Here is a 20,600-nt window from a genome sequence, read left to right as displayed (position 1 = left end):
CAATTGTCGGAGACGTTCATGTCGATAGAATTGTTGATGCTCGGCGACCAATCGGTGTCCCGCCTTGCCGCTCGTACCAGGCTTGCCGAAGAGAGCGGATTTGAAACCGTCTGGCTTGCGGATGAGCGCTTCTACCGGGAAACTTACGCGTGTCTGTCCCACCTGGCTGGACAAACCTCGCGCGTCAATCTCGGTCCCTGCGTTACCGATCCGTTCGCGCGCCACCCGGCTTTGACCGCCATGGCCTTGGGCACCCTCGATGAAATTTCGGAAGGCCGCGCCATTCTCGGGATCGGCGCGGGCGTCTCCGGCTTCGCCGAGCTGGGGATCCAACCGCGCAAGCCTCCGCTGGCCATTCGCGAAGCCGTTGATCTGATCCGTCAGCTGATGGCCGGGCAGGAGGTCGACTATCAGGGCGAGATCGTTCGTTTTCAGCGCGGCCGATTGAATTTCGTCCCGCCACGCGCGCGTGTCCCTGTTCGCGTTGCAAGCAATGGGCCACTCGGCCAGAAAATGGGCGGCGCAGTCGCCGATGGCGTGATGATGGAAGGGTGCGGATCTGTTGAAGAAGCAAAGGCCTTCGCGTCGATCGTCGCCGAGGGAGCCATGAAGGCCGGCCGTTCTCCGGGCGAGGTCAAGCTTGTCGCGCGCCTGGATTGCTGCATCGCCAATGACGGTAAGCAGGCGCGGGATATATTGCGGCCTTCAGTGACACGGATCATTGCGCAAGCCACTTCGCGGTTCTACACGCTCCAGACCCAGGGACTTACGTTGCCGAATGAGGTCGTCGAAGCCATTGGTCCGGTCCCTTATGCTGCCGGGGTCACTCCGTTCGCGCCACTCTTTCCCCTCGTGACTGACCGCCATGTCGACGCTCTCACCCTCTGCGGGACTGTCGAAGAGGTGACCCAGCACGTCATTGACCTTCGCCGCGCCGGCGTCACCGGCTTCAATATATTTCCCGTTCCGGCTCCGGGTATCAGTTACGAAGACGTCATTGTGCGCTTCGGAACCCAGGTCTGGCCGGCGGTCGAGGCGACTCTCGCCAAGGAGGCCAGCGATCGGAGCGCATAAGCCTCGTGCGCTTCGGTGCAAAAGAGAGTGGCTGGCTATGAGCGGTCCCCGTCGCGCCGCTACGATCGAAGCACAGCTTTGCCGATATCTCTGAGGGGTGGGTGCAGCTTGGGGCGGGTCTGAGCCAAGATGATGGGCTCGCTCGTGGCGTTGAGCAGGACCTTATCGTCACCCGCTGAGCCAACATTTAAGAACCTCCTGGTTGAAGCGTGGCCTTGAGGTTGTGAAAGCTCGCTCTTTCTCCCTGAGCAATAATGATGAGGAGCACTTCATGACGACCGTCGTCTATATCCTGACCGCCTTGAAGCCGGGGGTCGATGCGGACGAATACGAGCGATTCGAGCGCGAAGTCGACTATCCGTTTACAGCAAAGCTGAAGACGATCATCAGTTATCGGATTCATCGCCTCACGGATCCGGTGCCGTTCGACGGCGGCCCCTGGGATTACATCGAGCGCATCGAGGTGAGCGATCGCGCAGCCTATGAGGCGGAGCTGGCCACATCCGCCAAGGATCTCATCGACCTGATACACAACAAGTATCTGGACGAATCGAAGCTGAAGTTCATCTGGTCCAGGAGAATCGATCCATGAATGCTGGCGAATGTGATCTCAACGGCAAGGTCGCCCTTGTCACCGGCTCCTCGTCAGGCACCGGCGCTGCAATCGCAGTCGAGCTCGCCCGCCGTGGGGCGCGTGTCGCAGTGCATTGCCGGCGTTCTTTGAGTGAAGCAGAAAGCATTGTCGCCCGCATCGCCGCGATCGGTGGAAAAGCGGCTGTCTTTCCGGTTGACCTCAGAGATCCAGAAGCGGCGGCAGCGCTCGTATGCCGCGTGACGGAGCGACTGGGAGCCGTGGTCATCCTGGTCAACAATGCGGGTCCGTATTCGGATACGCCGTTTCGGTCACTCCCCCTGTCGGAGTGGGAGACGGTCATGACGGTGAATCTAAGGACACCATATCAGCTCGCTCAATGCACCATCACTGGCATGGAGCGAATGGGCTGGGGCCGGATCATCAATGTGAGCGCAACCTCGGCCTATGCGAGGTCGCATTCGGTCTATGGCCTTGCCAAGGAGGCTTTGATCCATTTGACGCAGTGCCTCGCGCTTGAATTTGCGCCCGCTGTCACGGTCAATGCGATCGTGCCCGGCCAGATCGCCAGCGAGCGTACCGACGCGATGACCCACGACAAGGCGACGGTCGTCAAGGAAACGCCGCTGGCACGACTGGTTACGGAACAGGAGGTCGCCCGTATGGTGGCGCTTCTGTGTGCATCGGAGTTTTCCACGGTGACGGGGCAGTCAATTGTCATGGATGGCGGAAGATCGCTGCCGCGCACTCTGAAACTCAACGTCACGACGACTGATTGAGTGTCCGCCGCGGGCAAAAATCCATTCCTTGGTTTGAGGGACCGCTGGCCTTCCCGGCCCTTTGCTGACGTCCGGTGTCCGGCCGCTCGTGGTCCTCCAGGCCTGTCCTGCCCTGTGACGAAGCTCGATCGCTTATCGACACGCCTAAGCAACAAAATGGTGCAACGCGGATGGCCGCCTTTGGGTCAGGCGCGTTCATGCCTGAGTCTTACGGTGAGAGACAGCCAATCCCAGATAGCTCTGTCGCAACCGGTGATCGGGCTGACTTGGTGCCGGGGCGGGCGGCTGACGGTGAGAGCTGTCTTGGCCGAACTCCTTCGGCTCCGTCCCTGACGGCGATGGCCCTGCCTTTTTCATTCCAGGGAGAAGGGTGAAGGGTAATGTCCTCGGCTCCCTTGCAGCGGCATGGACACGTGTGCTGCGCCACGCGCTTTTCCGCTTCTTGGCTGCGCCACGAGCGCGCGACATTCGCTGCAGGTGCTGTACGAACTTGATTCGATCGTCTGTCTATCCATCGCATCTTGCAGAAATGTTTCGCTCATCTCCAATCTTGCGGCGGATTCCACCGCAACTATCCAGCAAACGCAGTCAGATCGCCGAGAAACGAGACCTTCGCAGTGCTAGCTTGCGCGCAGATGCGAGGCAAAATGCAATGGGGCGGGGATCCAATGTGAGGTGCAATCGGCAGCTGGATGCGGCAGGGCGCCTGACCTTGAGGTTCATCCGCCGCAATCCTCATTTGATTATGGGTAACGAGTGAGCGAGCTTTCGATTCAGGCGTGGCGCGATGGTCGGTGTCCCGGCTTGGCCCGGGCGGGATAGTCCGCGTACGGAATGCCGCGCTGGCAACATTGTCTCTCCATTCGGACCAGCGGCCTGAGAGCTCCATTGCGATTTGGCAGATCGCGTCGAGTAGAAAAGCGGCGCTGCGCCGCTAGAGCTTAAAAGGCTCGGCGTCTTTAGGAAGCGCGCCGGGCACGTAATAGAGTCCAGCAAACGAGCTTATCCCCAGTGCGGACAGGTAATCACCAAAAATAAACTCGGCCGTTCCGCGGGCCTGCACTCGGAAGACCATTGCACGAAGACAGGCGGCACTCGCCGGGAGGTTTCATGAAGGTTGCCGTTGCCAAGGAAATCGATCCGTCGGAGCCGCGGGTCGCCGCTTCGCCGGATACGGTGAAGAAGTTCAAGGCGCTGGGCGCCGAGATCGCCGTCGAGCCGGGCGCCGGCCTCAAGTCGGGTCTGCCGGACTCCGAATTCACTGCCGTGGGCGCCACCGTCAGCGCCGACGCGCTGAAGGACGCCGATATCATCATCAAGGTGAAGCGCCCTAAAGCCTCCGAGTTGGCGCAGTACAAGCGCGGCGCGCTGGTCATCGCCATCATGGACCCCTACGGCAACGAGGCCGCGCTGAAGACGATCGCCGATGCCGGCGTCTCCGCCTTCGCGATGGAATTGATGCCGCGCATCACGCGCGCGCAGGTGATGGACGTGCTGTCCTCGCAGGCCAACCTCGCCGGCTACCGCGCCGTAATCGAAGGCGCCGAGGCCTTCGGACGCGCCTTCCCGATGATGATGACCGCGGCCGGCACGGTGCCCGCCGCCAAAGTGTTCGTGATGGGCGTCGGCGTCGCCGGCCTTCAGGCGATCGCGACCGCGCGCCGTCTCGGCGCCGTCGTCACCGCGACCGACGTCCGGCCCGCTACCAAGGAGCAGGTCGAATCGCTCGGTGCGAAATTCCTCGCCGTAGAGGACGAGGAATTCAAGAACGCCCAGACCGCCGGCGGCTACGCCAAGGAAATGTCCAAGGAATACCAGGCCAAGCAGGCCGCGCTTACCGCCGAGCACATCAAGAAGCAGGACATCGTGATCACGACTGCGCTGATTCCGGGCCGGCCGGCGCCGAGGCTCGTCACGGCCGAGATGGTCAGGTCGATGAAGCCGGGGTCGGTGCTGGTCGATCTCGCCGTCGAGCGCGGCGGCAATGTCGAAGGCGTCAAGGCGGGCGAGGTCGCCGAGGTCGATGGCATCAAGATCGTCGGCTACACCAACGTCGCCGGCCGCGTCGCGGCGTCGGCCTCCAGCCTCTACGCGCGCAATTTGTTCAACTTCATCGAAACGATGATCGACAAGACCAGCAAGGCGCTGGCCGTGAACTGGGACGACGAGCTCGTCAAGGCGACCGCGCTGACCAGAGACGGCGCCGTCATCCACCCGAACTTCCAGCCGAAAGCGTAAGGAGAGCCGTCATGGAGCATATTGCACAAGTCGTCGACCCCTTCGTCTTCCGGCTGTCGATCTTCGTTCTCGCCGTCTTCGTCGGCTATTTCGTAGTGTGGTCGGTGACCCCGGCGCTGCATACGCCGCTGATGAGCGTCACCAATGCGATCTCCTCGGTGATCGTGGTCGGCGCGCTGCTCGCGGTCGGCGTCGGCATGATCTCGAGCGGCTCGGGCTGGGCGCGCGGCTTCGGCTTCATCGCGCTCATTTTCGCCTGCGTGAATATCTTTGGCGGCTTCCTTGTCACCCAGCGCATGCTGGCGATGTACAAGAAGAAGGTGAAGTGAGCGGCGTGCACCTCGGGGTGACGAAGACAAAGGGGACCTGAGATGAACGCCAATCTGGCTGCAGTTCTGTATCTCGTGGCAGGTGTGCTGTTCATCCTGTCACTGCGCGGGCTGTCCAGCCCCGCCTCATCGCGGCAGGGCAATTTCTTCGGCATGATCGGTATGGCGATCGCGGTCGCCACCACGCTCGCCAGCCATCCGCCGGCGGACGGCCTCGCCTGGATCCTCGTGATCCTTGGCATCGCGATCGGCGGCAGCGTCGGCGCGGTGATCGCCCGCCGCGTGCCGATGACCTCGATGCCGGAACTGGTCGCCGCCTTCCATTCGCTGGTCGGCATGGCTGCGGTGCTGGTCGCCGCCGGCGCGTTCTACGCACCCGAGGCCTTTGACATCGGCAGCCCCGGCAACATCCATCCGCAGAGCCTGGTCGAGATGTCGCTCGGCGTCGCCATCGGCGCGCTGACCTTCACCGGTTCGGTGATCGCGTTCCTGAAGCTGTCCGCGCGGATGAGCGGCGCCCCGATCATCCTGCCGTTCCGTCACATCATCAACATTGCGCTCGCGATCGCCCTCGTCGTCTTCATCGTCGGGCTGGTCATGACGGGCAGCGCGCTCGACTTCTGGCTGATCGTCATCATCGCGCTGGCGCTCGGCGTGCTCATGATCATCCCGATCGGCGGCGCCGACATGCCGGTCGTGATCTCGATGCTGAACTCCTACTCGGGCTGGGCCGCGGCCGGCATCGGCTTCACCCTCGGCAATTCCGCGCTGATCATCACCGGCGCGCTGGTGGGATCAAGCGGCGCGATCCTGTCCTACATCATGTGCCACGCGATGAACCGCTCCTTCATCTCGGTCATCCTCGGCGGCTTCGGCGGCGAGACCGCGGCGGCCGGCGGTGGCGGCGGCGAGCAGAAGCCGGCCAAGCTCGGCTCGGCCGACGATGCCGCCTTCATCATGAAGAACGCGCAGAAGGTCATCATCGTGCCCGGCTACGGCATGGCGGTGGCGCAGGCTCAGCATGCGCTGCGCGAAATGGGCGACATCCTGAAGAAGGAAGGCGTCGAGGTGAAATACGCCATTCACCCGGTCGCCGGCCGCATGCCCGGCCACATGAACGTGCTGCTGGCCGAAGCCAACGTGCCCTATGACGAGGTGTTCGAGCTCGAGGACATCAACTCCGAATTCGCGCAGGCCGACATTGCTTTCGTGATCGGCGCCAACGACGTCACCAATCCGGCGGCCGAAGAGGACAAGACCTCGCCGATCTACGGCATGCCGGTGCTCCAGGTCTGGAAGGCCGGCACCGTAATGTTCATCAAGCGCTCGCTCGCTTCGGGCTATGCCGGCATCGACAATCCGCTGTTCTATCGCGACAACACCATGATGCTGCTCGGCGACGCCAAGAAGGTCACCGAGAACATCGTCAAGGCGATGTAGCCGCAAGGGGCTCAATATGGTTCGGGGCGTATCGATTGTTGCACAACCCCGGCGCCGGCGCGACGGGGCTTATCAATCGGCTCCCCCTGATAGCCGTGAGGCGTTTTCATCTCGCTTGCTCGATCCGCTGCAACCCAGGAGACATTCAGATGCCGCCCCCGCCCCTTGTGATCCCTGAACCGCAAGATGCTCCTGACCTTTCGCCTGCGACGACTTGGTTGCTGGCGATCGTGGCCGCCCTCGTCAATCTCGCTTTCGTTGGATTGGTCTTGTTCTGGGCGTGAGCACAAGATGCGCTCTTGCGGTGAAGGCGACTATGTCCGCCTCTGGAATTCGCATCACGCTTCAGAGCACGAAGCGTCCCGATGCATGAGCATTCAATGTTTCATATTCAGCTTGAGGAGCTAGCGTGACTGCATACCGTGGGCCAGTGTTTGAGATGGCCGTAAAGCAATTCGAGGTGATCGCGAACTATCTGAGCATACCGGATGACGCGAGACCGCGCCTGTTGCTGCCGAAGCGATCTGTCACAGTGTCGTGCCCGATTCACCGTGATGATGGCACCACTGCGGTTTTCGAGGGCTACCGGGTTCAGCATCATTTGACGCTTGGCCCGACAAAGGGTGGCACCAGGTTCGCGCCAACAGTTGACCTTGGCGAAGTTGCAGCGCTTGCCATTTGGATGAGCTGGACGTGTGCTCTGGTCGGGTTGCCGTATGGCGGGGCCAAAGGCGGAATCAACGTCGACCCCTCGACCTTGTCGAAGCCCGAGCTTGAGGCGCTTTCGCGCCGCTATATGCAGGAAATGATTCCATTTGTTGGGCCGCACACCGATGTTATGGCTCCAGACCTCGGGACAAACGAACAGATCATGGCCTGGTTCATGGACACATACTCGATGTATCAGGGCCAGACCGTCACCGAGATCGTGACGGGCAAGCCGGTCAGCGCCGGTGGAACGCTCGGTCGTCGTGAAGCGACAGGCCGGGGTGTGGCTCATTTGGTCAGGCGCGCTGCGGACGAGCTCAAAATCCGCCTCAATGGCTCGACGGCCGTCGTTCAAGGATTTGGAAATGTCGGTTCGATTGCCGCGCTCGAGCTGCACAACATGGGAGTGAAGGTGATTGCGGTCAGCGATCACACCGGGGCGCTCTACCGGCCTAGGGGTCTCGACATACCCCAACTGGTCCGGCACGCAGCGTCGCAAGGGAGCCTTGACGGTTACTCCAACGAGCTTGCTCTTGACTCCGCAGAGATCTTGACCCTGCCGTGCGACGTGCTTGTTCCGGCCGCCGTCGAACGGGTCATCGACGCCGAAATGGCGGGTAGGCTGCGCTGCCGGATCCTTGCCGAAGGCGCCATCGGACCCACCACACCGGAAGCCGATAGAATCCTGGAGGGACGCCAGGACGAGGTGTTCGTCATTCCCGATATTCTCTGCAATTCGGGAGGTGTTGTCGTCAGTTACTTTGAATGGGTGCAGGACCTTCAGCGATTGTTCTGGGAGGAGGAGGAAGTCATGCGCCGCGAGTATCAGCTCCTGGATCGTGCATTCGATCGTGTCCTGGCGCGAAGCAAACGTGAAAAGTTGTTCAATCGCACCGCAGCCATGGCGATAGGGGGCGAGCGTGTTCGCGGTGCCAAGGAAACACGCGGACTGTTTCCGTAACAGCTTCGTCTTTCTTTCGCCTGCCACCGCTGCGGGCCGATATCGCTGTCGCTAACCGAGCCACACGAATGAACTGCTCCAATCTAGCCTGTGCCCTCGCGCTGATGCGTTTCCTTGCGAGCTCGATACACCCGATCCGCTGGTAGACCAGTATGTCTGCCAATTCGCCCTAGACTTGGCTGGGCCGCTGCCGACAACCGCAGCGGCCGGTTTTTGTACATTGAGTGACTGTCTTGAGTCTTACGAGTTTTCCAATCGGCCGCAGGCTCGGCAAAGCCATGCGCCATCTAGTAGGAAAGAAAGCATTGTTCTCACCTCTCACACTTCGCGCGCTCTCCTTCAAGCGCACCTCATCGTGGCGCTTGCTCAAGCTGCCTGCCAGCCCGGGATTCGGTGCCTCATTACGCGTTAAGATCGGCCTGCTTGGCATTGTCGCGGTCATTGCGACCGGTGCGGTCTGTCTGGTCGGGCTGAACTACGCAGCGCAGGTCCAGCGTGATGCGGACGAGGCCGCTCGCTTTCGTGACCGGTTTGCGGCGCTCTCGCAGAGCTTTCTGGAATCGCAACATGTGACGACCGAATTCCTGCGCCGGCGTGACGAGGCAATGATCGAGCGTCATGCCGAGCTGCTCAAGCAAGAAGTGACGCTGCTCGGCGATATCGAAGCCTCTGCGGCCCAATTGCCCGAGGGCGACCCTCTCAAGAGCTCCTCCGGATTGCGCAGCGGGATCGACCTCTACGCCGCGCGCTTTCAAAACATCGTCTCGACCGAGCGCGCGCTTGGTTTCAACGGCGACCAGGGGCTTCAGGGCGGGCTCCGCGCGGCCGAGCTTCAGCTGCAACAGCGGCTTGCTGAGCTGGACCAGCCAAGGATGACCGCGCTCATGGAGACAATGCGTGGGCACGAGAAAGATTTCATGCTGCACGGCGACGAGAAATACGGCCAGGATTTCGACAAGTCTGGCGCCGAGTTCGCCAGGCTGCTGGCCACCTCAGATGTTTCCTCGGCCATTCGGACGGAACTTGAGGGTCTTCTTAAGTCCTATCAAGCCGGCTTTTCTGCCTTCATGTTCGTGCAACAATCGCTGAACGACGAGATGGAGGATATTGCAAAGGTTTATGGCAGCCATCGACCGGCATTGGCACGGGCGATCGCAGAAGCCGATGGCCGAAGCGCAGCGGCTGGCTTGCGGGCGACAAACGCCCGCGATCTCTTATTTTGGCCGGTTACTGGCGCGATGGGCATGGTCGCGACCTTTGCCCTGCTGTTCGGCCATCGCATTGGTGATGCCATTTCTCGAATGACGGCGGCCATGCGTCAGCTTGGTGCCGGTCAGTTCGCGATTGTTCTGCCGGGGCTTGACCGCAAAGACGAGATCGGGGACATGGCACGAGCGGTCGAAGACTTTAAGCACGGCATGCACCAGAAGGCTCAGCGCGACGTTGCCGAACAGTTGGAGCGCGACTGCCTGCAGGGCGAGCGAAGCCGCGCGGAGCTCGTGCGGCTTGCTGATGCCTTCGAGGCGGCCGTCGGTAACGTCATACAGACGGTGGCTGACGCCTCTTGCCAGCTTGAATGCGCGGCTCTTGGCCTTGCTCAATCGGCCAAGCACACGACCGGCGTTTCGAGCCACATCTCGACAGCATCCGACAGCGCCTCTTCCAACATCCAGCTCATTGCTGCCGCGACGGAGCAGATGATGACCTCCGCCTCCGAAATTGGGCGGCAGGTGCAGGAATCCTCGAAAATTGCGCTGGAGGCGGTCCGACAGGCGGCGCGGACTGACAGGCAGATGTCCGAGCTCACTGAAGCGGCCGAACGGATCGGCGACGTCGTTCGGCTTATTGCGAAAGTGGCACGCCAAACCAACCTGCTTGCCCTCAACGCAACGATTGAAGCGGCACGTGCGGGCGAATACGGCACCGGCTTTGCGGTGGTCGCGCAGGAAGTCAAGGCTCTGGCGGATCAGACTTCTTATGCCACCTCGGAGATTGCCGCGCAAATCGGCTCGATGCAGTCGGTCGCCCGCCAATCGGTGAACGAAATCGTCTCGATTAGTGCAACGATCGACCGCATCTCGCGGATTTCAGGAGCTGTGTCGGAGTCTGTCGAACAGCAGCTCCTGGCAACGCGCGAGATCGCGCAGAACATCCAGCAGACCGTCGCCCGAACCTCGGAGGTTGCCAGCGGAATGAGCCAGGTCGCCTATGGCGCCGCGAGCACGGATACGGCTGCAAGTGATGTCCTGCAATCGGCGCGGGCGTTATCCACGAGCAGTTCTGCGCTGCAGGCAGAACTGAGCCGCTTTCTTGCAACCTTGAGACTGGCATGAGATGCCTATCGCACAACGGTCGACAAGCGAAATGTCCCTTGCGCAGGAACAGTCAGTGCAACCTGATGATCAGCAAGACCAAATCGCCGCGGAGACACCCCTGCTGTGCGCTGGCGTATATCTGCTCGACCCCGGCTATCGAAAATGTGATACTTGCGTTGTCTTTTCCGCAGGGTGAGCCAACAGTCTAACGACTTGCGCTCTCAGAAATATCGACGTTTAGGGCGATGGGTGTTTTCGTGGATGAACGATTCTTGAAGGACCGGGTCCGGATCATCCGGAATCTGGCAGACGATGCGCCCTCGTTCATTAGGAAGAGGCTGCTGGACCTTGCGTTCCTGCAAAATAGATTTTTGGCTGCGATGCAGCCTACCGACGATTTCGCTGCAAGCTAACGGTCGTCGTGGAGTTCGCGCGATGGTGCTTGCCGGCAGCCCTCGATCGATCAAATTCCGCAGTCCGGCTCTTGCCTGCGAACTGTGAGCGGCGTCAGGAACTGCGGAGCGAAGCCGTGATGAAGTTGCCCCGAGTCAGGTATCGCCTTGTGCGCTGCAACCGACGCGTTCGCGATCCAGAGTTGTCAACGGACGAGCATTCTCTGTAAACGCTGAGCGCGAGATTGAACATTTTGAATTACCTAGCTATAATTCCACTCTGTGCTGTTTGGCGTTAGCTGCAAGGTCGATGGCACGGCTTATTCGCCCAAGCCGGGATGTACCTGAAGGTTGAGGATCCACGACGGGATTGCAACTCCTCTACGACGTGAAGGGCCGTAAGATCGGTTACCCGTCTTCTAGTGCGCGATGGTGTGGAGGGGACAATCATGTTGTGGCATCGACTAGTCCGTCACGCTCCTCCGCCCGTCGTTAAAGAGGTGCCCAAGGAAATACGTCGCAGAGGGGAGCTCTTCGAAGAAACGCAACGCATTGCCCATGTCGGCTACTGGGAAGGCGATCTCGGAACAGACCGGATCACCTTTTCGGACGAAGCATCTCGTATCTTCGATCTGGCGCCGCGTGAGGGAACCATTACGATTGAGGAGGTGACCGAGCGGCTACATCCGGAGGACCGTGCGATCTGGCGCTCAGCGATAGCCCAGACGCTACGCGGCGGTCCTCGCTTTATTCTCAATTGTCGGTTAGTCAGACTCGATGGCGAGGTGCGGTTTGTCAGCAGCCAGGCCGACCTGACTAGGGACGCATCCGGCAGACCTCTTAGCCTCTTCGGAGTGGTCCAGGACGTTACCGATCTCAAACGGGCCGAGCATCTGACGCAGCTGGTTTTCGAACGTTGCCCTGATGCAATCTGCATCATTGGGCGGGACTACCGGTACCGACGCGTTAATCCGGTCTTCGAACATATGACAGGAAAATCGGCCAAGGATGTGATCGGGATGCACGTGGCCGATGTCTTGGGAAACACGGTTTTTGAGCAGACGGTCAAGCCGAAACAGGACCGGTGTTTCGCAGGAGAAGAGGTCAGATATGCCGACTGGTTCACGTACCCTGATACTCAACGATATATCGCGATAAGCCATTCACCCCTGTACTCCAAGTCGGATCGGGTGGAAGCCATCCTTTCGATCTTTCACGATCTTACAGACTATGCGTTGGCGTCCGAAGCCTTGCGATTGGCGCAGGCGAAGCTTGCGCATGCCAACCGCGTCGCGACCATGGGGCAACTCACGGCCTCAATTGCCCACGAGGTCAACCAGCCAATCGCTGCGGTCGTCATGAACGCCCAAGCAGCTTTGCGCTGGCTCGATGCCGATCACCCCAATCTTCAGCGGGTCCGTCAATCCCTGGATCTGATCGCTGACGATGGAGCACGAGCCGGGGAGGTCGTTAGCCGAATTCACGGACTTCTGAAGAAGGCACCGCCACGCAAGGATAGCCTCGACCTCAATCGCGCTGTCCTTGATGTGATCACCCTCACTCGGAGCGAAGTCCTCGAGCACGGACTTCTTCTGCAGAAAGATTTCGCGAAGGATTTACCACTTGTGGAAGGCGATCGCATCCAACTGCAACAAGTGATTCTTAATCTTATTATGAACGCCGTGGACGCGATGAGCTCTCTTGCAAACGGCGTCAAGGAGCTCACGATTAGCACTTCAAGCGACGCCTCTGATCGCGCGCTGGTATCTGTGCGGGATACCGGGCCAGGCGTGGACCCAAACATCGAGAACCGCCTCTTCGAGGCGTTTTACACCACCAAGCCGGACGGGATGGGAATGGGGTTGGTCATCTGTCGTTCGATCATCGAGGCGCACGGGGGACGGTTATGGGTGACCGCGAATGAACCACGGGGAGCGGTGTTCCAGTTTAGCTTGCCTACAAAGCAAGACGACCATTCTAAGGGGGGGCCACGCCAAAACGTGGCAGCATGAGCTCAATCTCAAGCATGCTGCAGAGCCTGGGAAGGTAAGACCTCCTGGTGGAGCAATCTCTGTAAACCTTTCCAGCACATCTCTTTGCGATGAATGAAGCGCTTGCGTCCGCAAAAAGTCTGCCGACTGCATCAATTCACATTTACTCCGACATCATTGCATTACATCTGCGCTCACTCGCAGAAGAACCAAGCATCCGCAAGCCGAGCTATGTCTATACAGTGCATAAGCTGCGCCCGTTGCCCTTACTCCCACCGATCATCGCGAAATCTCCAAGGGCGTTAAGCGGCACTCCATCGTCCCGGTAGCCATCGTCGGCCGGACAAGAATATTAGCGGATCATGTAATCAAGCCCGATAAGATCCGAACGGCAATCACTGAGACACAAACGACGTGCCCAGCTGACCGGCTGTGGCCGTTTCAACGCTCGCAAACTCTGTCTCGGCTTCCCAGATATTAGATCACCTCCCACAAAGACGGTCGAGAGGCAGCCAAGCAGAGAGTGTTACGGAATTGTCGGTTTCGGACGCCTTCAATTGAGCCTTCCATTGCAAACGCCTAACGCGCTGCAGCTTCGCGCTGTGCGTATCGGGCGGGCGAGCACCGAAAGGGTGCCTGCGCTACCCGATACTGCTCTGCCGCTCTCCGAGATCTGCTTACGCGGTGCTTACGCAAAGAATGTTTCAGATCGGGCAGATTGCCTGTCGTGTCAATCGATCCTTTAATTGCGGTTTGTTGTCAAGCTACCATTCTTTCTCGCCGGTGGCACGCCGGTAGCGATTGCTCCGTCGGAGTCTGGTCGGGATTGCGGAGACGGATGCTGGCGGCGAGCTTTTCAATTCCGCCCGGCAACTGGACACCGATCCATTGCACCTCGTCTTGTTCTCCGTCTTTTCTAGCAAAGTAAGTAAGCTGATCTGAGTGTCTTGATCGGCTGAACCACCACGTGCCCGTCCTAATGAACTGCACCATATCCGAGAGCGATACCTGTTGGATGAAACTCCTCCTCCTCGACGGTCGCTTCCAGCCGCAGCGCTTTTGGGTTCTCGTCGGCGACGTTCGGCAGTGGCATGCGTTGTCCGATCCAGGCCGACAACAACGTGCGAATGGTGTTGCCATCGCAGCCCGGGGGAACTGCGTCGAATAGTTGACCGAACGGACTGGCCTCCAACTCGGACAGCACTTCGCCATTCGCTCAACTATTGAGCTTCGCCTTGGGAAAGTGCAGAAAGCGCCCGACGGCCTCGAAAAGTCGGATGCGTCCCGAATGTCCAATCGGGCCCTCACGAGATTGTCCTGCCCGGACTGTCGATCAGTGACGCGCAGTGGAGTCATCGTGTGATAGACGGAGCGCACCATCGCCCAGGCAAGCCAGGTATCGTATTTCGTGATTACTGCGCGGGCCTGGTCCAGCTCCTTGTGAGGCGAGGCTCCGTTTGCGCTTCCGTTTCCTGCGCGATGCGCCTTGTCGATACCGTCAAGCCAAAGAAACACCCGCCGCGGCGACGCGGTTTGTCTCAGGCTTCCAAACCGCTCACCGGCGATCTGCGCTACGAATTTGAATTTGGTGCGGCATGCCTCATCGACGCGGCGTTCTTCTAGGGATTTGGGCCGCTGTCGGTCACGCTGCTTGAAAGATGGTGCTTCGTCCTGCACCCAGTCGCGCCACAGCTTGATCTCGGCCTCGGTGAATACACGGAACATGGCGCCTTTAAACTCGAGCAGTTTGAAGAAGCGGCTTCCGTCGGGATCGCCGGGCACGATATAGCCATGTTCGATCAGGCCAGTGAGGAACGCTTTCGGATCGTTGAAGAACTGGTTGATCGGTGCGCCGCCCATTTTTTTGGTACCGTGGTTATATTGTCCGTAGATCTTCTTCGCGCTGATCAACTGGAGCAACTGGTCTTCGATGGTGCGCGGCTCTCTGAGGACATGGATGATCTGCTGCATGAGGATGACGAAGGTGAGGGCGTAAGCGACGTAGCCATCCCAGATGCAAAACCATTGCGCCTGCACCGCCTCGTCTCCGCGATGCAGCATGACGTTGTGGAGATAGATCTTCACCGCTCGAAGGATCTGTCCTGCATGTCCGTCCTCGGCATTTTCGATAGGATGTGGAGACGATGAAACTTGGAACTGAGGCCGACATTCTCGAGGATCGAGGCAGCTCGGTGCAATTCGAGCGCAGTCCATTCCAGCCAGAGCGTCATGCCAATGATTTCGGGGTAGTACAGGCTCGGAAACTCTGAAATTCCGAGCTGAAATGTGGCGCTCTCGAAGGCGGCATCCAGGAACTGGATCGAAGGCGAACGCGGTACTCGCCACGGCGCCGGATAGAAGCCAAAGGATGGCAAGGGTCGCGGTAGACGTTTGCGTGATTTCTGCGAGACCTCGCCGTCGCCGAGTTCTTCGTTGAAGATCGAGAACAGCGTCGAGTTCACCTCATCCATCGGTCCCATGCGATGAACGTTGCGCAGCCAGGCGCCGTCAAGGAAATTGAAGGAGTAAGCTGCTTGACGCGCTCGATGACGTTCTCACGGGTCAAGAAGTAGGGGTTGTGCTCCTCGTTCGCAGCGTTGTAAGGCCTGCCATTCTCGGTCAGACGAACTCCATGCAGTCGTCATAGATGTCCTTCATGCGCGCTTCGAACACGTCCTCCGAGTACCGGAAAAGGCCGGACATTGTTCATGAAATTGAACGCGCTTGGCAATTTCTGCACGTCGCGACCAACCGAAGAGATCGTCCTGGCTGCGGTCGTCCCGGAATGCGTCCGCAAACCGATCCACGACGCTCGGCACAATCTCGCGCATGGGCTTGAACGTGTCGGCGTCTGCTTCATCCTCCCTGCCAGCTGCTGGGATCAAGGCCACGGCCCTTTCACGGCTGGACTTCGTTGGTGAAACTCCGACTGGCAGGACCAATTCTGACGGGCTCGTTCAATGGTTAGGACGTCGCACTTTGAAGGCGATCACGTCGGTTCGATTCCGTCACCCGTCTCCATCATCGCAGGCCCTCGGTTTGGTGGGGGTTGGACCCCATAAGTCTGACTAGGCCGGCGCGACCCCGGCGCCTGCGACCAATCTCTCTGGCAGGGCCCGTGTGCCGCGATCGGACCATTCCGGTAATGCGCGTAGTCCGTCGCTTCTTGCTCCGTGACGAATGAGGCCACCCTATGCGCGCCCGCGCCTTCCCCGAGGCTGCACCGGCTTACGTCGAAGCAGTGCCGGAAAACGACATAGCCGCCCGCTTGCTGGGAATATGGCATCATCCGGTAGAGGCTGGGTACGCACGCGCCGGTATCATGTTTGTCGATCGCCTCGACGAGCGCGATCAGGTCGACCCAACCATCAATCATCGTCCGTTGGTGATCGCTGCTGTCGACGTAGATTCCGGGTCCTTTGTTGGCTTCGCTCTGCCGATACAACTCGGCGAGGATCACTTGCGATCATGGTCATGACGGCAGCACCATTTCGCGGGTTTCGATCTTGTCGACGTAGTAGGCACCGTTGCGTCCGCCGCTCCCGGCGTTGTGCCGGAGCTCGACGAATAAATCGACGCGATGGGCTTGGGGCAGGGCGTTGTTCAGCGCGGTGACCGCCTTCATGATATCCGATGAAGCGTCGCGCTGCTCTTTCGTCGCCATCTCTTCTTCTCCCGCCGGTTTAGCTCAATGGTTCGAGCGCTGCGTTGTGAACGCGGATATCTCGGTTCGACTCCGAGGGCCGGTACCATCACAGAGCGGGCATATCGCCGCCTGCCGCCAGTTCGAGGCCAAGAAAGACCGGATTATTGCCGGCCGCCATATAGCCGCTGTAGGTGAGCGTTGGAGCTCGGAATGATAGGCCAAACGCGGCGCACCAGCACCGCCGGTCATAGCCGCCGGCATCTTCGTAGACGTCTTGGCCATACCTGACCTGCTCCCAGAAGACGCGGCCCATCGCCGCTGTGTAGGGGCCGCGGCCGATCGCGGCGGGGGCGCCATCGACGAGCCTGTCGACGCGGCGAGCTCGACGTTGCCACCACCGCGCGCGCTACCGCGGGATGCAGGGCCACCCGTGAACGGTGGTGCCGAAATATTTCTCCAGAGCATCGAACGTCTGTTCCTCGACCATCTGATCCTCTCGGGGAGTGTCGTCTAGTAGTAAGACACCGGCTTACAAAACCGGCTATGTCGGCTCGATTTCGGCCACCGCTGCCAATTCTTGATCCGAGAGCCTGCCGACGCGGCGGACCTCGCCGATGAATCTGAGCATGAACTCGTTGCGTGCGAGCCGTCGCGATCGGGATCGGCGCCGATTATCCCCGGCTTGTTTCGGTCCCACCAGCTTTCCCGGTTCTTCTCGTACCAGCGACGGACGAGATCCGCCTCTAGGTCACCCGTGACGTGACGTCCATTTTGCTTTTCCCATCATGAGCGCGCGCCTGCGCGGACTTCTTCGACCTATTCGGCCGTGATCCCGCCGTTGGCGACGAAGCAATCCCACGAGCCCGGTTTCAGCAACCCGATCGCTCGCAGCGAAGCACCAGCTGGCGCGGGGTTGTTCCGTACATATCGGCCAGGCGATAACCATGCGACGAATGAATTTGTTTTCTCCGGCCGTGTGACTCCGGAAGGCTGCCGTCAGCATGTCCATATCCATTAGGCTCATCGTCGTTCTCTCTCGTCAGAACGGAATCTCGTCGTCGTGCAGCACACTCAGCGCCTTGCGCGGCCGGACCCGCTCGAGCAGACGGAAGACCGGTCAGCGGATCGGGTAGGTGACCTTGCGCCAGAACTACTGGCGCCGCCTCCGTCGCTCCTCGCGCCTGACGTCATCCTGATAGTTGGCCTGCCGCTCGAGCTCGGCGTCGACTTCCCCCGCAGTCAGGTAGCCAGTCTTGGAGCAGCCCCCTGTTCTCGCGTAACGATCTCTCGGTCGGGCGCGGTCGGCTCGACGCCCATGATCTGCTCCAGTGGTCACCTCGTAAAACGATGCCAGGCGCTTCAGCAAAGGGATGTCGACCCCGAGCGATGTCTTCTCGACGGAAGCTAACAGCGACGCATGGATGTCGAGCGCTTCCGCGACGGCCCTGATCGTCAGCTTGCGCGCCAATCGCAGCCGCCGCAGCTCGGCACCAAATTCGGACTGCGTTTCGCTTTCCTCCACGGACGACTCTTCGGCATCGTCGCGCGGCATGGACGCAAACGTGGTCTTCATCTCGGGGATCGTCATTCCTACCACCGTTCGCATGCGCTTGATGACGATGGCGGTCCCGACGTCCGACTGCCGATAGGCTCGTCTGCCCGAAGCCGTCTAGGCCGGAGATAGAAGGTCCCTGGGATTCCCATACCCGGATCGTTGAAACCGACACACCAGCGCGCCGGGAGACGTCGGATATCTGAAGCAGTTGTTCACGCGGTTCGAACATTGGGTAATTTCAGATTTCTGAGATGCGCCGACAATGATCAGAGGCTCGGGCTTCAACTGGTAGGGGTCGTACAAGAAGTTTCGGTGTTGGCGACCGATCTCGATCGTGTCGCGGAAGCCCTTTGTCGTGATGAACGCTGCGGCCGGGTAGTTCCGCTCGATCAGGGCGTTTGTCGCGGTCGTCGTGTCGTGCATCAGATAGCTGATGTCGCCGAGCGGGATGCCGGCCGCCTTGAGCCACCGGAGGAGACGCCGGAAGTTGTAGCCAACGGCGGCGACCTCATGACGCGAGCCCGGGGCGGAGATTTTGTAAAAACCATGAGCTCCGGGCAGTCGAACTATAAATGGAGTTCATCTCCCATTTGTGGGAGCATTCTTGCATTAGCTCTGCGATTTCCAGGCGTCCAATGCACCGTGTCTCGTACCCACCATGTCGTATTCGCAAATGCTGACCTGCAAATTGTAGGGTAACAGTCGCGGTCCGGTGCAACGAAAGACAATCGTCTGTTCTAGTTGGAAGATCTTGCAAGGCTTCGATAAGAAGCTTTTATGCGTGTGATCAGCTCGCCCCCTCAGTCGTCGAGCGCGGCACTGGAGTATTGGCTCCTAGCCCGAGTCGGGCGCTCGATCTGAAGCATCGCTGGCCTCTGTAGAACCGGCTCTGCTCGTCAGAAGCTGGAAACGTAGGACGAGGAGGGCGGCGCAAACGGCCTTCCCGATTGATAAGCCAATCCAGATGCCAATGGCGCCTAAGCCGATTTTGGAACCGAGCACGTAACTGAGGGAAAAACCAATCGGCCAATAAGCGATGCCGGCGAAAAGGAGCGGCACGCGCGTGTCCTTCAGGCCGCGCAGTCCACCCGCCGCAATGCTCTGCACCGCATCAGTAATAAAGAAGCTCGCGCCAACCAAGATGAGCTTCGCAGCGAGTCCGATCGTTGCGTCGGCATTGCTGGCCGATTTGCCGACAAACAACGCGGCGATCTCAAAACGCGCGACGATCACCGCAAGCGTAAGAATTGCAGCGATCAGGACCCCGAGCAACATGGCGGCCAAACCTGCCCGCGTTACGCCTGAGGCGTCATTGCGACCTACTGCGTGCCCAACCCGAATGCTCGCCGCCATACCGATGCAAAAAGGGATCATGAACAGGATCGTGACGACCTGGAACGCGATCTGGTGGGCGGCAACCGCCGTGGTGCCGATCACGCCTATCAGGAGCGCCATAGCGGAGAAAAGTCCGGAGTCCATGAAAATGGCGATCGAGATCGGCGTCCCGACCACGAAGATCTGCCGCATCAGCGGCCAGTCGAAGCGCCAGAGATGTGCGAGCACGCGGTAGTCACGGAAAGGACGACGCATTGTGGCGAACCACAAACCAGCCAAGAAGGTCGCACAGTTCACCAGCGTTGTCGCAAGGCCCGCCCCGAACAATTCTAGACGCGGCAGGCCGAGCTTGCCGAAGATCAAGAGATAGGCTAGCAGCGCATTGAACGGGATGGCCGCGAGTGTGATCCATAAAACTGGCGCGGGCCGGTTGACCGCAGTCATGAAACTGCGGATGGCCAAGAACCACAATGCCGGCAAGGCGCCCCAGGCAAGTCCGAACAGATATTGCTGAGCGAGCCGCGCTGTGGCTGGCCCGTGGCCGAGCGCGAGCACAATTTGTTCGCCGCCTACCGGCAAGGCCATAATTGGCACCCACACGACGAGTGCGGCCCAGAGGCCCATGCGCAGCGAGCGCCGCACCATAGCCGGGTTGGCGGCACCACACGCTTGCGCGGCGAGCGGTCCCACCGCCGACACCACGCCAGATCCCAAGGTGAGGACGACGGATAAGACCATGCCCGCGAGCGCCGCCGCGGCAACGGCCTCGGTGCCGATGCGGCCGATGTAGGCAAGATCGGTTGTCATCATCGCGATCTGCCCGAGCTGCGTTAGCGCTATTGGCAACGCGAGTTTCGCAGTTTCCCTGAGTGCAGCCGTGAGGTGATGGCCATCTACACATTTCGGCAGTCGATTAGGCCACGATGATACCGGTTTTGTTTCGGCTGTTTTTTCCATGAAAGTCAGGCTGCCCCGGTTTGCATCGGTCGAGCAAACCGATCGCTTTCTTCACTGAGAGGATAACCTCCCCGCCCTTGCGAGTTGGCAGCGTGATGTCTATTGCACGATGTTCTCACGCGATGACGAGCCACTCGAAAATGGCGGCGAGAATTCTGACCGCAAGGGTGATCTCGGACAATTTCTCGTTTCAGCGATCGTCGCCGATGACGTTCCGTGTTGTTGCGTTGAGCTGTGTCTGGTTCAAGACGTCGACGTCCCAGACGCGACAGTGAGACGGCAGTATTT

16 protein-coding genes and 2 tRNA genes are annotated in these 20,600 nt (G+C 59.9%); 12 read left to right on the top strand and 6 right to left on the bottom strand.

Going from position 1 to position 20,600, the window contains the following annotated elements:
* Positions 1–18 precede the first annotated feature (18 nt).
* From ABIB80_RS24510 to ABIB80_RS24470, 9 genes are all read left to right on the top strand, one after another.
* Positions 19–1,074 (top strand): LLM class flavin-dependent oxidoreductase, encoded by a 1,056-nt coding sequence (locus ABIB80_RS24510; protein ID WP_354128599.1) that lies wholly within the window; start codon positions 19–21, stop codon positions 1,072–1,074.
* Positions 1,075–1,345: 271 nt separating this feature from the next.
* Positions 1,346–1,666 (top strand): RedY/HapK family protein, encoded by a 321-nt coding sequence (locus ABIB80_RS24505; protein ID WP_354128598.1) that lies wholly within the window; start codon positions 1,346–1,348, stop codon positions 1,664–1,666.
* A complete protein-coding gene (locus ABIB80_RS24500; protein WP_354128597.1) occupies positions 1,663–2,445 on the top strand; it encodes an SDR family NAD(P)-dependent oxidoreductase in 783 nt (260 codons plus the stop codon). Before ABIB80_RS24505 ends, ABIB80_RS24500 begins: the two co-directional genes overlap by 4 nt.
* A 1,110-nt stretch (positions 2,446–3,555) precedes the next feature.
* The gene (locus tag ABIB80_RS24495; protein ID WP_354128596.1) at positions 3,556–4,683 is read left to right on the top strand and encodes a Re/Si-specific NAD(P)(+) transhydrogenase subunit alpha; all 1,128 of its coding nucleotides are present in this window, start codon (positions 3,556–3,558) and stop codon (positions 4,681–4,683) included.
* Between the two features lie 11 nt (positions 4,684–4,694).
* Positions 4,695–5,012, top strand: coding sequence for a proton-translocating transhydrogenase family protein (locus ABIB80_RS24490; protein ID WP_007596278.1), 318 nt, complete (start codon positions 4,695–4,697; stop codon positions 5,010–5,012).
* Positions 5,013–5,054: 42 nt separating this feature from the next.
* The gene (locus ABIB80_RS24485; RefSeq protein WP_085349147.1) at positions 5,055–6,452 is read left to right on the top strand and encodes an NAD(P)(+) transhydrogenase (Re/Si-specific) subunit beta; all 1,398 of its coding nucleotides are present in this window, start codon (positions 5,055–5,057) and stop codon (positions 6,450–6,452) included.
* A gap of 409 nt (positions 6,453–6,861) precedes the next feature.
* On the top strand, positions 6,862–8,121 hold the full coding sequence (locus ABIB80_RS24480; protein ID WP_354128595.1) for a Glu/Leu/Phe/Val family dehydrogenase: 1,260 nt from the start codon (positions 6,862–6,864) through the stop codon (positions 8,119–8,121).
* Positions 8,122–8,426: 305 nt separating this feature from the next.
* Complete coding sequence (locus ABIB80_RS24475; protein WP_354128594.1) at positions 8,427–10,454, top strand: methyl-accepting chemotaxis protein; 2,028 nt, start codon at positions 8,427–8,429, stop codon at positions 10,452–10,454.
* A gap of 823 nt (positions 10,455–11,277) precedes the next feature.
* Complete coding sequence (locus ABIB80_RS24470; RefSeq protein WP_354128593.1) at positions 11,278–12,840, top strand: PAS domain-containing sensor histidine kinase; 1,563 nt, start codon at positions 11,278–11,280, stop codon at positions 12,838–12,840.
* Positions 12,841–13,578: 738 nt separating this feature from the next.
* Here the strand turns inward: ABIB80_RS24470 and ABIB80_RS24465 are convergent.
* Both ABIB80_RS24465 and ABIB80_RS24460 read right to left on the bottom strand, forming a co-directional pair.
* The gene (locus tag ABIB80_RS24465; RefSeq protein WP_354128592.1) at positions 13,579–14,904 is read right to left on the bottom strand and encodes a hypothetical protein; all 1,326 of its coding nucleotides are present in this window, start codon (positions 14,902–14,904) and stop codon (positions 13,579–13,581) included.
* Positions 14,901–15,290, bottom strand: a complete 390-nt coding sequence (locus ABIB80_RS24460) for a hypothetical protein (protein ID WP_354128591.1) — start codon at positions 15,288–15,290, stop codon at positions 14,901–14,903. Before ABIB80_RS24460 ends, ABIB80_RS24465 begins: the two co-directional genes overlap by 4 nt.
* A 475-nt stretch (positions 15,291–15,765) precedes the next feature.
* Here ABIB80_RS24460 and ABIB80_RS24455 point away from each other — a divergent pair.
* Together ABIB80_RS24455 and ABIB80_RS24450 are read left to right on the top strand one after the other, a co-directional pair.
* Positions 15,766–15,840: transfer RNA gene (locus ABIB80_RS24455), tRNA-Gln, on the top strand.
* Positions 15,841–16,012: 172 nt separating this feature from the next.
* On the top strand, positions 16,013–16,297 hold the full coding sequence (locus ABIB80_RS24450) for a hypothetical protein (RefSeq protein ID WP_354128590.1): 285 nt from the start codon (positions 16,013–16,015) through the stop codon (positions 16,295–16,297).
* Here the strand turns inward: ABIB80_RS24450 and ABIB80_RS24445 are convergent.
* Positions 16,292–16,483: a hypothetical protein gene (locus ABIB80_RS24445; protein ID WP_354128589.1), complete on the bottom strand. Its 192-nt coding sequence runs from the start codon at positions 16,481–16,483 to the stop codon at positions 16,292–16,294. The two genes, ABIB80_RS24450 and ABIB80_RS24445, sit on opposite strands and share 6 nt — an antisense overlap.
* Positions 16,484–16,496: 13 nt before the next feature.
* Here ABIB80_RS24445 and ABIB80_RS24440 point away from each other — a divergent pair.
* Positions 16,497–16,571 (top strand) — tRNA-His (locus ABIB80_RS24440).
* Positions 16,572–17,615: 1,044 nt separating this feature from the next.
* Here ABIB80_RS24440 and ABIB80_RS24435 read toward each other — a convergent pair.
* From ABIB80_RS24435 to ABIB80_RS24425, 3 genes are all read right to left on the bottom strand, one after another.
* The gene (locus ABIB80_RS24435; RefSeq protein ID WP_354128588.1) at positions 17,616–18,053 is read right to left on the bottom strand and encodes a helix-turn-helix domain-containing protein; all 438 of its coding nucleotides are present in this window, start codon (positions 18,051–18,053) and stop codon (positions 17,616–17,618) included.
* A gap of 81 nt (positions 18,054–18,134) precedes the next feature.
* On the bottom strand, positions 18,135–18,554 hold the full coding sequence (locus ABIB80_RS24430) for a hydantoinase/oxoprolinase N-terminal domain-containing protein (RefSeq protein WP_354128654.1): 420 nt from the start codon (positions 18,552–18,554) through the stop codon (positions 18,135–18,137).
* A 300-nt stretch (positions 18,555–18,854) separates the two neighbouring features.
* Complete coding sequence (locus tag ABIB80_RS24425; protein ID WP_354128587.1) at positions 18,855–20,312, bottom strand: MATE family efflux transporter; 1,458 nt, start codon at positions 20,310–20,312, stop codon at positions 18,855–18,857.
* Between the last annotated feature and the right edge of the window lie 288 nt (positions 20,313–20,600).

Origin of the sequence: Bradyrhizobium sp. i1.15.2 (assembly GCF_040548425.1) — a bacterium.
In the GTDB taxonomy this organism is placed as follows: Bacteria; Pseudomonadota; Alphaproteobacteria; order Rhizobiales; family Xanthobacteraceae; genus Bradyrhizobium; species Bradyrhizobium canariense.
The sequence above is the reverse complement of the archived record's forward strand: the minus strand, read 5'-3'. Positions and strand labels throughout refer to the sequence as shown.

What these genes read in the sequence shown, in the direction of transcription:
- ABIB80_RS24490 (WP_007596278.1), top strand. Translation starts at nt 4,695, where the DNA reads ATGGAGCATATTGCACAAGTCGTCGACCCCTTCGTCTTCCGGCTGTCG.
- ABIB80_RS24435 (WP_354128588.1), bottom strand. Translation starts at nt 18,053, where the DNA reads ATGACGATCCCCGAGATGAAGACCACGTTTGCGTCCATGCCGCGCGAC.
- ABIB80_RS24445 (WP_354128589.1), bottom strand. Translation starts at nt 16,483, where the DNA reads ATGGCGACGAAAGAGCAGCGCGACGCTTCATCGGATATCATGAAGGCG.
- ABIB80_RS24460 (WP_354128591.1), bottom strand. Translation starts at nt 15,290, where the DNA reads ATGGATGAGGTGAACTCGACGCTGTTCTCGATCTTCAACGAAGAACTC.
- ABIB80_RS24495 (WP_354128596.1), top strand. Translation starts at nt 3,556, where the DNA reads ATGAAGGTTGCCGTTGCCAAGGAAATCGATCCGTCGGAGCCGCGGGTC.
- ABIB80_RS24510 (WP_354128599.1), top strand. Translation starts at nt 19, where the DNA reads ATGTCGATAGAATTGTTGATGCTCGGCGACCAATCGGTGTCCCGCCTT.
- ABIB80_RS24470 (WP_354128593.1), top strand. Translation starts at nt 11,278, where the DNA reads ATGTTGTGGCATCGACTAGTCCGTCACGCTCCTCCGCCCGTCGTTAAA.
- ABIB80_RS24505 (WP_354128598.1), top strand. Translation starts at nt 1,346, where the DNA reads ATGACGACCGTCGTCTATATCCTGACCGCCTTGAAGCCGGGGGTCGAT.
- ABIB80_RS24425 (WP_354128587.1), bottom strand. Translation starts at nt 20,312, where the DNA reads ATGGAAAAAACAGCCGAAACAAAACCGGTATCATCGTGGCCTAATCGA.
- ABIB80_RS24500 (WP_354128597.1), top strand. Translation starts at nt 1,663, where the DNA reads ATGAATGCTGGCGAATGTGATCTCAACGGCAAGGTCGCCCTTGTCACC.
- ABIB80_RS24450 (WP_354128590.1), top strand. Translation starts at nt 16,013, where the DNA reads ATGCGCGCCCGCGCCTTCCCCGAGGCTGCACCGGCTTACGTCGAAGCA.
- ABIB80_RS24485 (WP_085349147.1), top strand. Translation starts at nt 5,055, where the DNA reads ATGAACGCCAATCTGGCTGCAGTTCTGTATCTCGTGGCAGGTGTGCTG.